The organism is Mycobacterium szulgai (genome assembly GCF_002116635.1).
Taxonomy (GTDB): domain Bacteria; phylum Actinomycetota; class Actinomycetes; order Mycobacteriales; family Mycobacteriaceae; genus Mycobacterium; species Mycobacterium szulgai.
Genome location: NZ_LQPW01000016.1, coordinates 20,010 through 34,065, shown reverse-complemented (window position 1 = coordinate 34,065; position 14,056 = coordinate 20,010). Strand labels below are relative to the sequence as shown.

General features: G+C 67.9%; 13 protein-coding genes. 5 read left to right on the top strand and 8 right to left on the bottom strand.

The window, feature by feature from the left end:
* The first annotated feature begins 7 nt into the window (after nt 1–7).
* The 4 genes from hypD (at nt 8) to AWC27_RS03985 (ending at nt 4,606) form a co-directional block, all read left to right on the top strand.
* A complete protein-coding gene (gene hypD / locus AWC27_RS04000; RefSeq protein WP_085669310.1) occupies nt 8–1,144 on the top strand; it encodes a hydrogenase formation protein HypD in 1,137 nt (378 codons plus the stop codon).
* Entirely contained in the window at nt 1,107–1,889 is a 783-nt protein-coding gene (locus AWC27_RS03995; protein WP_372516812.1) for a DUF6390 family protein, read from the top strand. The genes hypD and AWC27_RS03995 overlap by 38 nt, the downstream gene beginning before the upstream one ends.
* 21 nt (nt 1,890–1,910) lie before the next feature.
* A complete protein-coding gene (locus AWC27_RS03990; RefSeq protein WP_085669309.1) occupies nt 1,911–3,029 on the top strand; it encodes an alkaline phosphatase family protein in 1,119 nt (372 codons plus the stop codon).
* A gap of 374 nt (nt 3,030–3,403) precedes the next feature.
* Entirely contained in the window at nt 3,404–4,606 is a 1,203-nt protein-coding gene (locus AWC27_RS03985) for a PPE family protein (RefSeq protein ID WP_085669308.1), read from the top strand.
* 1 nt (nt 4,607) lies between these two features.
* Here AWC27_RS03985 and AWC27_RS03980 read toward each other — a convergent pair whose 3' ends face one another.
* Genes AWC27_RS03980 through AWC27_RS03945 form a run of 8 tightly spaced genes read right to left on the bottom strand, consistent with a single transcriptional unit; the run spans nt 4,608 to nt 12,509 of the window.
* On the bottom strand, nt 4,608–5,384 hold the full coding sequence (locus AWC27_RS03980; RefSeq protein WP_085669307.1) for a 3-oxoacyl-ACP reductase: 777 nt from the start codon (nt 5,382–5,384) through the stop codon (nt 4,608–4,610).
* Nucleotides 5,381–6,751: an aldehyde dehydrogenase family protein gene (locus AWC27_RS03975; protein WP_085669306.1), complete on the bottom strand. Its 1,371-nt coding sequence runs from the start codon at nt 6,749–6,751 to the stop codon at nt 5,381–5,383. The genes AWC27_RS03980 and AWC27_RS03975 overlap by 4 nt, the downstream gene beginning before the upstream one ends.
* The gene (locus AWC27_RS03970; RefSeq protein WP_211281552.1) at nt 6,748–7,554 is read right to left on the bottom strand and encodes a gamma-glutamyl-gamma-aminobutyrate hydrolase family protein; all 807 of its coding nucleotides are present in this window, start codon (nt 7,552–7,554) and stop codon (nt 6,748–6,750) included. The genes AWC27_RS03975 and AWC27_RS03970 overlap by 4 nt, the downstream gene beginning before the upstream one ends.
* The gene (locus tag AWC27_RS03965) at nt 7,520–8,869 is read right to left on the bottom strand and encodes a glutamine synthetase family protein (RefSeq protein ID WP_085669304.1); all 1,350 of its coding nucleotides are present in this window, start codon (nt 8,867–8,869) and stop codon (nt 7,520–7,522) included. Before AWC27_RS03965 ends, AWC27_RS03970 begins: the two co-directional genes overlap by 35 nt.
* A 54-nt stretch (nt 8,870–8,923) precedes the next feature.
* Nucleotides 8,924–9,478, bottom strand: coding sequence for an alpha/beta hydrolase (locus tag AWC27_RS03960; RefSeq protein WP_085669303.1), 555 nt, complete (start codon nt 9,476–9,478; stop codon nt 8,924–8,926).
* 56 nt (nt 9,479–9,534) lie between these two features.
* Complete coding sequence (locus AWC27_RS03955) at nt 9,535–11,034, bottom strand: cobyric acid synthase (protein WP_085669302.1); 1,500 nt, start codon at nt 11,032–11,034, stop codon at nt 9,535–9,537.
* Between the two features lie 3 nt (nt 11,035–11,037).
* Nucleotides 11,038–11,895 carry a type I methionyl aminopeptidase gene (map, locus tag AWC27_RS03950; RefSeq protein WP_085669301.1) on the bottom strand — a complete coding sequence of 286 codons (858 nt, stop codon included), beginning with the start codon at nt 11,893–11,895 and terminating at the stop codon, nt 11,038–11,040.
* Between the two features lie 5 nt (nt 11,896–11,900).
* Complete coding sequence (locus AWC27_RS03945; protein WP_085669300.1) at nt 11,901–12,509, bottom strand: DUF1707 SHOCT-like domain-containing protein; 609 nt, start codon at nt 12,507–12,509, stop codon at nt 11,901–11,903.
* A 131-nt stretch (nt 12,510–12,640) separates the two neighbouring features.
* Here AWC27_RS03945 and AWC27_RS03940 point away from each other — a divergent pair, with 131 nt between their 5' ends.
* Nucleotides 12,641–14,056 carry a PE family protein gene (locus AWC27_RS03940; protein WP_085669299.1) on the top strand — a complete coding sequence of 472 codons (1,416 nt, stop codon included), beginning with the start codon at nt 12,641–12,643 and terminating at the stop codon, nt 14,054–14,056.

Here is a 14,056-nt window from a genome sequence, read left to right as displayed (position 1 = left end):
AGTGGCAATGAAATTCGTGGACGAATTCCGTGACCCGGCGGCGGCCCGCAAGCTACTGGTTGCGATCGAGAACCTGGCCGGTAACGACGAGCATTTCAAGTTCATGGAGGTGTGCGGCGGCCACACGCACACCATCTACCGGCACGGCATCGAACACCTGCTGCCCGACAACGTCGAGCTGGTGCACGGCCCGGGCTGCCCGGTCTGCGTGATCCCGATGGGCCGCATCGACGATGCGATGTGGCTGGCGGCCCAGCCCGGGGTCATCTTCACCTGCTTCGGCGACATGATGCGGGTACCCGGTTCGCACGGCAGCCTGCTGGACGCCAAGGCGCGCGGCGCCGACGTGCGGTTCGTGTACTCACCGCTGGACGCACTCAAGATCGCCCAGGACAACCCGGACAAAAAGGTGGTGTTCTTCGCGATCGGCTTCGAGACCACCGCGCCCTCAACGGCGGTGACGCTGGTTCGGGCACGCGACCTGGCCCTGTCGAATTTCAGCGTGTTCTGCAATCACGTCACGATCGTGCCGCCGATCAAGGCCATCCTGGAATCCCCGGATCTGCGGCTGTCCGGATTCATCGGACCCGGGCATGTGTCGACGGTGGTGGGTAACCGGCCGTACCGGTTCGTTCCGGAGATATACCGAAAGCCGTTGGTGGTATCCGGCTTTGAGCCACTGGACATCCTGGCTTCGGTGGCAATGCTGTTGCGCCAGATCCGCGAGGGCCGCTGCGAGGTGGAAAACCAGTACAAGCGCGTGGTGCCCGAGCACGGCAACCCCGCGGCGCTGGCGCTGATGGGCAGAGTATTCGCGTTGCGCCCACACTTCGAATGGCGCGGACTGGGATTCATCTCACACAGCGCGCTGCGGCTGCACGACGACTTCGCGGAATTCGACGCCGAACTGCAGTTCGCGATGCCCGGCGTGCGGGTCGCCGACCCGAAGGCTTGCCAGTGCGGTGAGGTGCTCAAGGGCGTGCTAAAACCCTGGGAATGCAAGGTTTTCGGCACCGCATGCACGCCGGAGACACCGATCGGAACCTGCATGGTGTCCCCCGAGGGAGCGTGTGCGGCGTACTACAACTTCGGCCGCATGCACCGCGATGCGGCCAAACTCGTGGGGCAATCCGGGCGGGTGTGAGGAGTTGGCCGGCCCGGACACTCGCGGTGTCGAGATGTTCGCCCGCTACGCGTATGCGCCCAATGCCCTTGGCTTTTGCGGCCCGCCGCTGGGTGCCACGTTGCGCGACGGTTCGGTCGACGAGGTTCGCCACGCGGCCACGAAGTTCTCCGGCGCCTGGCCGTATCTGCGGGTGCTTTCGGCGTTGACCGGTATCGCCGATCCATTGGATTACCGCCTGGTGGAGTCGTATTGGCTGGGCGGCGGCGTTGGGGCAGACCTCGATCCGGAGCCGTTCTTACACGAACTGCTGGCGATCATCGGCCCACACGCCGGCAGCTATTGGTCGCATCTGACCGCCGAGCTGACGGCTGAGGCGGCCGCCAACCATTGCTTCCACGTTTTCGGTGTTTATCCGTGGACGCGCTTTCTAAGCCGCGGCATCCACGAACAGCCGCTGCACGTGCTCGACAATTGCCGGATCAGCTGGGGGACGGTAGTTTCGCGCGACGGCGACAGCATCGAAGTGTCCTGCCAAAGGCTGGTCTGGGATGGCGGTGTCCTCGCGCTGTCCGAACCCGGCACTCGCGTTGTGGACGTGTGGGCCGACGGGTACAGCGCGGTGCCGGACGCGGCCGCCGGCGACGATGTCGCCATGCACTGGGGCCGGCTGTGCGGCCGGCTGCAGCCGGGACAGCTGCAATCGCTGGCCGCGAGCACCGACCGGCAACTGCGCGTCACCAGCCAGCGACTCGCCCACGTCTAGTCGCGTGCCACACTGGCCGTCATGGCCGGTTCGATCCGCGACGTGCTGCCCGGCGCGGCGGCCCTGCTCGGGGTTCCCGGCGCGGTCGACACGCTGGAGTTGGTGCCGCAGTTCGGCCGCGTCGACCGGGTAGCGGTCCTGCTCGTCGACGGCATGGGTTGGCATCTGCTACCGGAGTTGGCGCGCGATGCACCGCTGCTGGCTTCGGTCCTGACCGGTGGCGTCGGCCGGCTGAGCCAACTGGTCTGCACCTTTCCGTCAACGACACCGACCAGTCTGGTGTCGCTGGGAACCGGCGCGTCACCCGGTGAGCACGGCATCCTGGGCTTCACCGTCAACATCCCCGGCACGGACCGGGTGCTCAGCCACGTCCGCTGGCGTGACGACCCGCCGCACCGTCAATGGCAGCCATTGCCAACGTGGTTCGAGCGGCTGACGCAAGCCGGAGTCGGCGCTCGCGCCGTGCTGCCGGCATGGTTCATCGGCAGCGGGCTGACCGAAGCCGCCTATGGTGGCGCCCACTTTCGGCCGGTGAACGCCAACGACGACTATGCCCAGCAGATGACCGACGAACTACGCGCGGCCCCGGGACTGGTCTATGGCTATGTCGCCGAACTGGACACCGCAGCCCATGTGTTCGGTATCGGGTCGACTCAGTGGCATGACGCCGCAGCCTACGTCGACACCCTGCTGACCCGCCTGGTCGAAGCGCTGCCCGCCGGTGCGGCACTGCTGGTGACCGCCGACCACGGTGGACTCAACGTCCCACCGATGGCGCGCATCGACCTCGACGCCGACCCGCGGCTAACGGCGGGCGTCCGCGTCGTCGCCGGCGAACCGCGAGTGCGTTACCTGCACACCGAACCGGGGGCAGTTACCGATGTGCTGGCAGCCTGGCGCGAAGTGCTGGGCGGCGCGGCGGACGTCTGCACGCGCGAGGAGGCCGTGGCCACTGGGGCGTTCGGGCCGATGAACCCGCGGCACCTGCCCCGCGTCGGTGACGTCGTGGTCACCTGCACCGGCGACGCGGCGGTACTGGCCACGGGCCACGAGCCACCGGAAACCGCTCGTCTCATCGGCTTTCACGGAGCTGCCACCGCGGCCGAAATGGCCATACCCCTGATCTCCTTCCACGGCTGACGGTCGGCTGCAAAGCGTCAGTTGCGAACAAATTCGCAAATTTGCTCCTGCAAATGGATTGCATCTGGGTGAGCACTGTAGTTACGTGGACGTTATAAGAAGTTTTTTTGAACATTGAGGGGACGTTCGGTGGCCGGTCCTTGGGTTGGCCGAATAATGCACAGTCCCGCCCGCGCCCGCCGGCTGGACCGCGTGCAGCCGCGACCACCGCCGAACCGCAGTGGGCTCGACCATGTATAGGCCTGATTCCTTGCACCACAACTAATTTCACGCACGTCGACGTCTGACCGTCGTGTGTCGTACCCGCATGCCCCGGGCACTGTCGCGGCAGCCGGTCATGCCGTTCGCCCGCGCCAGCCGAAAGGACTCGCACCATGGACTATGCAACGCTTCCCCCAGAAGTCAACTCCGCCCGCATGTATGCCGGCCCGGGAGCCGGCACGCTGTTGGCCGCCGCGCTGTCCTGGGATGGCCTGGCCGCCGAGTTATCCTCGGCTGCAAACGATTACGGCCTCGCCATCGCCGACATGACGAGTCGGCCATGGCGGGGCCCTGCCTCGGCCGCGATGGCGGACGCCGCCGCACCGTACGTGGCTTGGCTGCGGATCACCGCAACGCAGGCGCTACAGGCCGCAGGTCAGGCCAAGGCGGCCGCGGGAGCGTATGCCGCGGCATTCGCCGTGACCGTGCCCCCACCGGTGATCGCTGCCAATCGCGCATTGCTGGCATCGCTGGTCGCCACCAACCTGTTCGGGCAGAACACCCCGGCGATCGCAGCCACCGAGGCGCACTATGCCGAGATGTGGGCCCAGGATGCCGCCGCCATGTACGGCTATGCCGCGTCTTCGGCGGCGGCATCGCAGTTGACGCCGTTCGGGACGCCGCCGCCCACCACCGCCGGCCAGGCTGCGGCCCTGACCCAGGTAAGCACTAATGCCGTTATCCCCGAGGCACTTTCGCAATTCACCTCCGCGGTGCCGACGGCACTGCAGGGACTCGCGTCGCCGGCGGGCGCAATGGGGCTGGAGGGGACGGCGATGGTGGATTGGTTCGGCATGACCGGGGCTGACCTATCCACCCCGGCCGGGCTGCTCAACTTCCTCACCGGCGCCGACGGCTCGCCATTGGGCGTCGCCCTGAGCAGCGTCGGATTCAACATCCTCTCCTCCGGGTTTTACACGCCGGGAAATTTCCTCGGCACGCTGGCCGACGCGGTGAGCATGCAGGCCGAGGCCGCCGGCGAGGCGGCCGAAGGGGCCGCGGCCGCCGCCGGTAGCGCCGCAAGCGACCTCGGCGCGTCGGTGGGCGGAATCGGCGGGGCGATGTCAGCCGGGGTCGGCAACGCCGCGTCGATCGGCTCGTTGTCGGTGCCACCTGCTTGGACGGGGACATCGCCGCTGGGAGCGGTCGCGTCGGCGCTGCCGAACGCCGGGGCGGGGGCCGCCACGGTCACCGAGGCGCCGTCAAGCATGCTCGGTGGGCTGCCCCTGAGCGGCCTGCCCGGACGTGGCTTCAGCGAGACACCCCGCTACGGTTTCCGGCCCACCGTGGTGGTCCACCCGCCGGCCGCCGGATGACCTACAGCGGAGTCACGTAGGCAGAGCTGATGCCGCCGTCGACCAAGAAGGTCGACGCGGTGATGAACGACGCGTCGTCACTGGCCAAAAACGCTACCGCGGCGGCTATTTCGTCCGGCTCGGCGAATCGGCCCAGCGGCACGTGCACCAGCCGGCGGGCGGCGCGTTCGGGGTCCTTGGCGAAAAGCTCCTGCAGCAGTGGGGTGTTGACCGGCCCGGGACACAGGGCGTTGACACGGATGCCCTGCCGGGCGAATTGCACGCCCAGCTCGCGCGACATGGCCAGCACCCCGCCCTTGGAAGCGGTGTAAGAGATCTGCGATGTCGCCGAACCCAGCACCGCGACGAACGAGGCCGTGTTGATGATCGAGCCCTTTCCGGCCGGCACCATATGCCGCAGCGCGGCGCGGCAGCACAGGTACACCGATTTAAGGTTGATGTCCTGAACCCGCTGCCACGCCGGCAGCTCGGTGTTCTCGATCAGGTCGTCCTCCGGCGGCGAGATGCCGGCGTTGTTGAACGCGATGTCCACCGAACCGTAGGTGTGCGCAGCTGTGTCGAACAACGCGTTGACCGCCGCTTCATCGGAAACATCCACCGGCACAAACAATCCGGCGAGTTCGTCGGCGGCTGTCGCGCCGGCCTGTGCGTCGACGTCGCCGACGACGATCGTCGCGCCTTCGGCCCGCATCCGGCGACCGGCCGCCAGGCCGATACCGCTGCCGCCGCCGGTGATGACCGCCACCCGGCCCGCCAGCCGTCGGGTCAGGTCCGTCACTGCGCCTCCTCCTGGATTGCGATGAACACATTCTTGGTTTCGGTGAACTGCAGGGGCGCATCTGGCCCCAGCTCACGGCCCAAACCCGACTGCTTGAAGCCGCCGAACGGGGTGTTGAACCGCACGGAGGAATGCGAATTCACCGACAGGTTGCCCGATTCGACCGCCCGCGACACCCGCAGCGCACGCGACAGGTCGTTGGTCCAGATCGATCCGGACAGCCCGTATTCGGTGTCGTTGGCCAGCGCGATGGCTTCGCCCTCGTCGTCGAATCTGAGCACCGTGACCACCGGCCCGAAGATCTCCTCGGTGACGGTGCGATCCCCCCGCTCAGGAGTGAGAACCGTCGGGGGAAACCAGAATCCCGGACCCGACGGCGCGCTGCCCCGAAAGGCGACGGGCGCGTCGTCGGGTACATAGGAGGCCACCTTGTCCCGGTGAGCTGCCGATACCAACGGGCCCATCTCAGTCTCGCGCGACCCCGGATCGCCCACGGCGACACCTTTGACGGCCGGCTCCAGCAGCTCCATGAATCGGTCGTATACGTTGCTCTGCACCAAAATTCGGCTGCGCGCACAACAGTCCTGGCCGGCGTTGTCGAAGACGCCGGCCGGTGCGGTCGCCGCCGCGCGTTCCAGGTCACAGTCGGCGAAGACGATGTTGGCGCTCTTGCCGCCCAATTCCAGCGTCACCCGTTTGACTCGATCCGCCGCCGCTGCCATCACCTGCTTGCCGACGTCGGTGGAGCCGGTGAAGACGATCTTGCGCACATCGGGGTGGGTGACCAGCCGCTCCCCCACTACCGAACCCTTACCCGGCAATACCTGCAGCAGGTCTCCGTCGAGCCCGGCTTCGACCGCCAGCTCGCGCAGCCGCATCGTGGTCAGCGGGGTCCACTCGGCGGGCTTGACCAGCACCGCGTTACCGGCGGCCAGAGCCGGCGCGATGCCCCACGTCGCGATCACCATCGGAAAGTTCCACGGCGTGATCACCCCCACCACGCCGATCGGCTCGTGGAACGTGACGTCCAGCCCGCCCGCGACGGGGATCTGCTTGCCGGACAAGCGTTCCGGGCTACCCGCGTAGAACTGCAATACGTCGCGGACGTTGCCGGCCTCCCACTCGGCCGAGGTGATCGGATGACCGGAGTTGGCCACCTCCAGCGCGGCCAGTTCGTCGCAGTGGGCGTCGACTGCGGCCGCGAACGCCCGCAGGCCGGCGGCCCGTTCGGCGGGCGACGACCGCGCCCAGCGCCGCTGGGCGACCCGGGCCCGGCGCACCGCGTCGTCGACAGCCCCGCCGTCGGCGTGCTCGACCGTCCGCAGTACCTGTTCGGTGGCGGGGTTGATCAGTTGCGCTGTGCTCATCGGTCCGCGTACGACTGGGCCGCGTCGACCAGCGCGGTGAACAGCCGTAGGTCGTCCAGCGACTTCTCCGGATGCCATTGCACCGCAATTGCAAACCTGTCGCCGGGCAGTTCCAGCGCCTCGACCACGCCGTCGATATCCCCCGCGCTGACGACCAGGCCGTCGGCGACCTTGTCGATGGCTTGATGGTGGTAGCACGGGACGTCGGCGGACTCGCCGATCAGTGCGGCGATCCGGGTGCCAGGCACAGTGCGCACCGGTAACCGGGTGAACACCCCATTGCCGGCCCGATGGCCGCTGTGGCCGAGCACATCGGGCAGATGCTGGTGCAGCGTGCCGCCGAGGGCGACGTTGAGTACCTGCGCACCGCGGCAGATGCCCAGGACGGGCAGCCCGCGGTCCAACGCCGCTTTGAGCAACGCGAATTCCCAAGCGTCGCGTGCGGTTCGGGGTTGGTCGGTGGCCGGGTGCGGTTGCTGACCGTAGGCAGCCGGGTCGACGTCGTAACCGCCGGTGATCACCAGGGCGTGCAGGCTGTCCAGCAGCGATTCGACGATCTGGGGATCCGCCGGCTGCGGCGGCAGCAATACAGCGATACCGCCGGCCATGCTGACGCCCTCGAAGTAGTCAGCGGGCAGATAGCACGCGGGGACATCCCAGATTCCGGTCTGTACCTGCTCCAGGTAAGCCGTAAGACCCACCACCGGACGGCACCGCGGCGATCGCAAGCGCGGCGAAGCCGGGCGCTGCGGGTCGCCGCCATCGGACCTAAAGCCGTTCAAAACCACGCATCCTCTCCCAATCGGTGACCGCCGCGTTGAACGCCGCCAGCTCCACTCGCGCGTTGTTCAGGTAGTGCGCGACAACATCGTCGCCAAACGCATCGGCGGCCACTTCTGACGTCTCGAACGCCGCCGCGGCGTCGGCCAGGGTGGCGGGCAGCCGCTCGATGTCGGAGGCTTGGTAGGCATTTCCGGTGTAGGGCTCGGATAGTTGCAGGCCCCGCTCGATACCGTACAGCCCGGCCGCGATCAGCGCTGCTACCGCCAGGTACTGGTTGACGTCCCCGCCGGGCACCCGGCATTCCACCCGGATGCTGGCGCCGTGGCCCACCACCCGCAGCGCGCAGGTGCGGTTGTCCAGCCCCCACGCCACCGCGGTGGGCGCGAAGCTGGCGTCGGTAAATCGCTTGTAGGAGTTGATGTTCGGTGCGTAGCACAGGGTGAGTTCGGGCAGCGTGGCCAGTACGCCGGCGACAAAGCTGCGGAACGTCGGCGACATGCCGTGCGGGCCGCTGTCGTCGGCGAACACCGGTGTCCCGTCTTCGCGACGCAGTGACAGATGGATGTGGCAGCTATTGCCTTCGCGCTCATCGTATTTCGCCATGAAGGTCAGGCTTTTGCCGTGTTGGTCGGCGATCTCCTTGGCACCGTTCTTGTAGATGGCGTGGTTGTCACAAGTGACCAGCGCCTCGTCGTAGCGAAACCCGAGCTCTTGCTGGCCCCGGTTGCATTCGCCCTTGATGGCCTCGAGTCGCAGTCCCGCTCCCTGCATACCCAGCCGGATGTCGCGCAGCAGCGGCTCCATTCGCGACGAGCCCGATATCGCGTAGTCGATGTTGTAATCGCTGGCCGGCGTCAGCCCGCGGTAGCCGCTGGCCCAGGCCTGCCGGTAGGGCTGGTCGAAGACTATGAACTCCAGCTCGGTGGCGACATCGGCGCTCAGTCCGCGTTGGGCGAGCCGATCGAGTTGGCGGCGCAGGATGCTGCGCGGCGAGGCGGCGACCACGCTGCCGTCGGCCCACACCAGATCGGCTATCACCAGGGCGGTGCCGGGCAGCCACGGAATCAGTCGCAGGGTGGTCAGGTCCGGCGTCATCACCATGTCGCCGTAGCCACTCTGCCAACTCGACATCGCATAGCCGGGCACCGTGTTCATGTCGACGTCGACAGCCAGCAGATAACTGCAGCAATCGACGCCATGGGCGGCCACTTCGTCGAGGAAGAACCGGCCCGAGATGCGTTTGCCGGCGAGCCGGCCCTGCATGTCGGTGAACGCCACGATGACGGTGTCGATCTCACCGGCAGCGACCAGTTGTTCCAACTCGGGACCGGTCATGCCCGCAAGTCAACCATTCGGTGGTGGTCAACCGCGCGGCCAGCAGCCGGAAAGCTACCAGGCGCTGGTACGCAACACGATCTCGGTGGCGAGCTGGGCCGTCGACTCTTGCGCGTTGCGCCGTCCGGGCAGGTCCACCACCCGGTATTCGGCATAGACGAATCGCTGGCTGTCGTGAGCGATCGCCCGCACGGCAGGCGAGCTCACCAGAACGGTCGTGCTGACCTCGACCGGTGGACAGTCCGCGTCGCGTACCACGCCGTCGACGTCGGGCACTCGTGGATGCCCTCGGTCGATGACGACCAGGCCCACGAACCGGCCGACCCTGGTCGCCGCTAATTCCCAGGCCAGCTCGGCGCCGGTGCGGTCGCCGACCAGCACCGCCCACCCGACCCTCAGCGCATCGAGGATGCCGATCACCGACTTGGGGGTCAGTCGCGGCTCACTGCCGATGACGATGGTGCGTAGCGAAGCGGTGTGCAGGCGCTCGCAGACCGCGTCATACGCGGCGAGCGGGCGCTGATCGGCGGCGAGCAAGACCACGACGACACCGTTATCCGGCCCGGTCACCGCGACCGGGACGGGAAATCCGTCGAGTGTGGTCATCATCGAAGCCACTTACGCAAGCTACCGGTAATCAGTTGGGTGCGCGAGGCTCCCAGGTTCTACCTGCGCAGCTCGCTGATCAGGTGCGGTCGCGGCGGTGGGCCGTCAAGCAGGCCGACAATCGCGTCCATGTCGAGATGGGATGCCAACAGATCGGCCATCAGATCCAGTTGAGCATCGCGACGGGCGGGCACATTCACGTCCTGGGCGACGACGAAGCCGGACCGGCCGGCGGCCCCGGCAACCTGAGCGAGCCAAGTGCGACGGAAGTCGTCGTTGTCCAGCAGGCCGTGCCAGTGGGTACCGAAGACCGCGTCGCCCACGATTCCCTGCGGCACGCCGTCGCTACCGAACCACGCCGCCTCGGTGCACCTGCCGATGCGGCCGTGATGGATTTCGTAGCCGGCCAGTGGCGGTTGCCAGCTACGCAGAATCTTGTCGGCGGCGAAGACGACGTCGGCATCCAGCAGTCCCAGCCCGGCGACCACTCCGGCTCGGGACTCCACGGTGTCTTCGATTTGCCGGCACAGCATCTGAAAACCTCCGCAGATACCCAGTACCGGCTTGCCGGCGCGGGCGTGATCGACGACGCCGCCGGCCAAGCCGCGTTCGCGCAACCAGCACAGGTCTGCGACGGTGGCCTTGCTGCCGGGCAGCACGATCAGATCCGCGTCGGCCAGGTCGGCGGGGTCAGTGATCCAGCGCACCAGCACGCCGGGTTCGCACGCCAGCGCCTCGACGTCGGTGGAGTTGGAAATCCTTGGCAGGCGAACCGCCGCCACCCGCAGCCACTGGTCACCGAGCGGCGCCGCGGGGGTACCGACGACCCGATGGGCAACCACCGACAGCGAATCTTCGGCATCGAGCCAAAGCTGCTCGGCGTAGGGCAGCACGCCGTAGGTGGGGCGGCCGGTCCGTTCGAGTAGCTGCTGCAGGCCCGGCGCCAGCAGTGCCGGGTCTCCGCGAAACTTGTTGACGATGAAGCCCGCGATCAGCGCCTGATCGTCGGGGTCGAGGACGGCGACGGTGCCGAACAAGTGCGCCAGCAGTCCGCCGCGGTCGATGTCGCCAACCAGAACGACCGCCAGGTTGGCCGCCCTGGCCAGGCCCATATTCGCCAAATCAGTTGCACGTAAGTTTATTTCGGCTGGTGAGCCGGCGCCTTCACAGATTATCGCCTCGAATTCGCTTCTTAAGCTGGATAATTCGTCCATGACGACGGCTGCCAGCCGGTCGCGATGCTGGAAATACCCTGCTGCGGTGACGGAATCGGCGACGTGGCCGCGGATCACCAGCTGCGAAGTCCGGTCGCTGCCGGGTTTGAGCAGGATCGGATTGAACCGCATGCTGGGTTCCAGGCCCGCCGCGCGGGCCTGAATCGCCTGTGCCCGGCCGATTTCACCACCCTCGACCGTCACCGCGGAATTGTTGGACATGTTCTGCGCCTTGAACGGCGCGACCTTGACCCCGCCGCGCGCCAGCAGCCGGCACAGCCCGGCGACCACCACCGACTTCCCGGCATCAGAGCTGGTGCCGGCGACCAGCAGCGCCCCACTCACCCGTTACGGCAGCGTGAGGATTTCGGCGCCGGTGTCGGTGACCAGCAGCGTGTGCTCGAATTGAGCGGTCCACTTGCGGTCGCGGGTGACCACGGTCCAGCCGTCGTCCCAGATCTCATAGTCCAGGGCGCCAAGGTTGATCATCGGCTCGATGGTGAACGTCATGCCCGGCTGAATGATCGTCCCCACCGCGGGCTGGTCATAATGCAGCACCACCAGTCCATTGTGGAAAGTGGTGCCGATCCCGTGACCGGTGAAGTCGCGAACCACGTTGTACCCGAACCGATTTGCATACGATTCGATGACCCGGCCGATGATCGACAGGGCACGCCCGGGCTTGACGGCATTGATGGCACGCATCGTCGCCTCGCGGGTTCGTTCCACCAGCAGTCGGTGCTCTTCGGAGACGTCGCCGGCCAGAAAGGTCGCATTGGTGTCACCGTGCACGCCGTCGATGTAGGCCGTGACGTCGATGTTGACGATGTCACCGTCTTCGATCACCGTCGAGTCTGGGATGCCGTGGCAGATGACCTCGTTCAGCGAGGTGCAGCACGACTTCGGGAATCCCTTGTAGCCCAGCGTCGACGGGTAGGCACCGTTATCGACCATGTATTCGTGGGCGATCCGGTCGAGCTCGTCGGTGGTGACCCCGGGTGCGACCGCCTTGCCCGCCTCGGCCAGGGCACCGGCCGCGATGCGGCCGGCGACGCGCATCTTTTCGATCACTTCCGGTTCCTGCACCCACGGCTCGGAGCCCTCTTTGGCCGTCGACTTGCCGACGTATTCGGGCCGCGCGATCCACGTGGGCACCGGCAGCGTTGCTGAGAGCACGCCGGGGGAAAGCGCGGTTCGAGCAGGCATGGCAGCTAGCTTAATCGCGGGCGGCGCAGTAACGCCCGCCGCGGTCCGCGGATGACCACTGAGCCGCACGTCACCTGTCCGGTCAGTACGACGTGCGGAGTTCCCTCGGCCGGGGCGTCCTTGCGGCGGTCGCTGGCGCTGCCCACATAGACTTGGACGTCGTCGATGGAGGCACTGGCGCCCTCGGGCAATCTCAGGTCCAGCGAGCCGAACTTCATGTCGAGTTCGATCACCACCACCGGCCCCGCGAACCGGGCCTTGGTGAGGTCAAGTTCGATCGACCCTAGCCGGCGCACCAGCGACAGGCGGGTGGGCACCATCCAGGCACCCTGGCGCTTGAGCGAGCCGGCCCAGCCACGCAGTTCCACCCGGTCGGCAGCGGAGGTGACGATCGCGCCTGGGCCGGGCAGATCACCTACCAGCCCGTCCAGCTCGCTGCGAGTGCGCGCGAAGGACACCCGCGACGAGCGCTGCTCGAACTCGTGGATATCGATCAGCCCAAGGGCCACCGCGTTGTGCAGGCGGCGCATCGTGCCGTTGCGGTCGGCGTCCGAGACCCGCAATGTCATTGGAGCCGCCATTGGAGCCGCTATGTCCCCACCGGTCTCTGTCATGGCCTTTCCTGATGTCGTGTCGCGCTATCCAGCAAACCCCAGGCTACAGGGTTGAAACCGGGCGAAGATCCAGCTGACGGACGATACGATGAACCTTTGCTCGCGCGGCAACACGTATTGCGAGGCGCCAGATGTCGTTTGTAATCGCAACGCCGGAAATGGTGTCCGCGGCGGCCGCCGATTTGGCGAGTATCGGCTCAACGATCAACGCGGCCAGTGCGGCCGCGGCGCTACCGACGACGTCGGTGCTGGCCGCCGGGGCCGACGAAGTGTCGGCGGTCATTGCCGCCCTGTTCGGCGCGCACGCCCAGGCGTACCAGAGGCTCAGCGCCCAGGCTACGGCGTTTCACACCCAGTTTGTCCACGCCATGAGCGTGGGTTCGGGCGCGTACGCGGCCGCCGAATCCTTTAACGCCCAACAGAGCCTGCTCAGCGCGATCAACGCACCGTCGATCGCGATGTTCCAGCGCCCGTTGATCGGAAACGGCGCACCCGGCGCCCCGGGAACGGGAAACAATGGTGCCGACGCCGGCATCCTGATCGGTAACGGGGGCGCCGGCGGGTCCGGTGCGCCCGGCAAGGACGGCGGCCGAGGCGGCGCGGCCGGCCTGCTGTTCGGCAACGGCGGCCACGGTGGCGACGGCGGGGGTTCTAACGCTGTCCCGGCCGGCAACGGCGGTGCCGGCGGAACGGGCGGACTGTTCGGGGTCGGCGGGACCGGCGGCAGCGGCGGGTTCGGTCTCAACGGCGGGGCGGGCGGGGCCGGCGGCAACGCCGGCCTGTTCGGCACCGCCGGGACCGGCGGCGCCGGGGGGCTGGGCAGCCAGGCGTCAACCGGCGCGGCCGGTTCCGGCGGAGCCGGTGGTGCCGGTGGGCTGTTCAGTTCCGGCGGCGCCGGCGGGGTCGGCGGAGCTTCGTTGGCACAAGCCGGCGGCACCGGAGGTGTCGGCGGGCCGGGCGGGTGGTTCGGCACCGGCGGCGCCGGTGGCGCAGGCGGGGCCGGTCACAACACCGGGGGCACCGGCGGGGCCGGTGGAACCGGCGGCGTGGTCTTCGGCAACGGCGGAGCCGGCGGTGATGCCGGACCCGCCGGCATCGGCGATGCCAACGGCGGGAATGGCGGCAACGGCGGCAACGCCATCGGGTTGTTCGGTAATGGCGGTGCCGGCGGAGCCGCCGGTTCCGGCCAGAACACCGGAGGCGTCGGCGGCGCCGGCGGGAACGGCGCGTGGCTCTTCGGTAACGGCGGGATCGGGGGCAGCGGCGGGCCCGCCGGGATCGGCACCGCCCTGGGCGGGGCCGGCGGGCACGGTGGGAAAGCGGGGCTGATCGGCAACGGCGGTGCCGGCGGCGCCGGCGGAGAGTCGGTCGCCGGAATCGACAACGGCGGTGACGGTGGCCGGGGCGGCGACGCCCACCTCATCGGCGACGGCGGTAACGGCGGCAACGCCGGCCTCGGCTTACTGCCGGGCAATCCGGGTATCGGTGGCACCGGCGGCCGGCTGTTCGGCCAGAACGGGTTGCCGGGGCTCAACGGCGTGCCGTAA

What these genes read in the sequence shown, in the direction of transcription:
- AWC27_RS03960 (WP_085669303.1), bottom strand. Translation starts at nt 9,478, where the DNA reads ATGATGACCACACTCGACGGATTTCCCGTCCCGGTCGCGGTGACCGGG.
- hypD (WP_085669310.1), top strand. Translation starts at nt 8, where the DNA reads ATGAAATTCGTGGACGAATTCCGTGACCCGGCGGCGGCCCGCAAGCTA.
- AWC27_RS03990 (WP_085669309.1), top strand. Translation starts at nt 1,911, where the DNA reads ATGGCCGGTTCGATCCGCGACGTGCTGCCCGGCGCGGCGGCCCTGCTC.
- AWC27_RS03985 (WP_085669308.1), top strand. Translation starts at nt 3,404, where the DNA reads ATGGACTATGCAACGCTTCCCCCAGAAGTCAACTCCGCCCGCATGTAT.
- AWC27_RS03975 (WP_085669306.1), bottom strand. Translation starts at nt 6,751, where the DNA reads ATGAGCACAGCGCAACTGATCAACCCCGCCACCGAACAGGTACTGCGG.
- AWC27_RS03995 (WP_372516812.1), top strand. Translation starts at nt 1,107, where the DNA reads ATGCGGCCAAACTCGTGGGGCAATCCGGGCGGGTGTGAGGAGTTGGCC.
- map (WP_085669301.1), bottom strand. Translation starts at nt 11,895, where the DNA reads ATGCCTGCTCGAACCGCGCTTTCCCCCGGCGTGCTCTCAGCAACGCTG.
- AWC27_RS03965 (WP_085669304.1), bottom strand. Translation starts at nt 8,869, where the DNA reads ATGACCGGTCCCGAGTTGGAACAACTGGTCGCTGCCGGTGAGATCGAC.
- AWC27_RS03945 (WP_085669300.1), bottom strand. Translation starts at nt 12,509, where the DNA reads ATGACAGAGACCGGTGGGGACATAGCGGCTCCAATGGCGGCTCCAATG.
- AWC27_RS03940 (WP_085669299.1), top strand. Translation starts at nt 12,641, where the DNA reads ATGTCGTTTGTAATCGCAACGCCGGAAATGGTGTCCGCGGCGGCCGCC.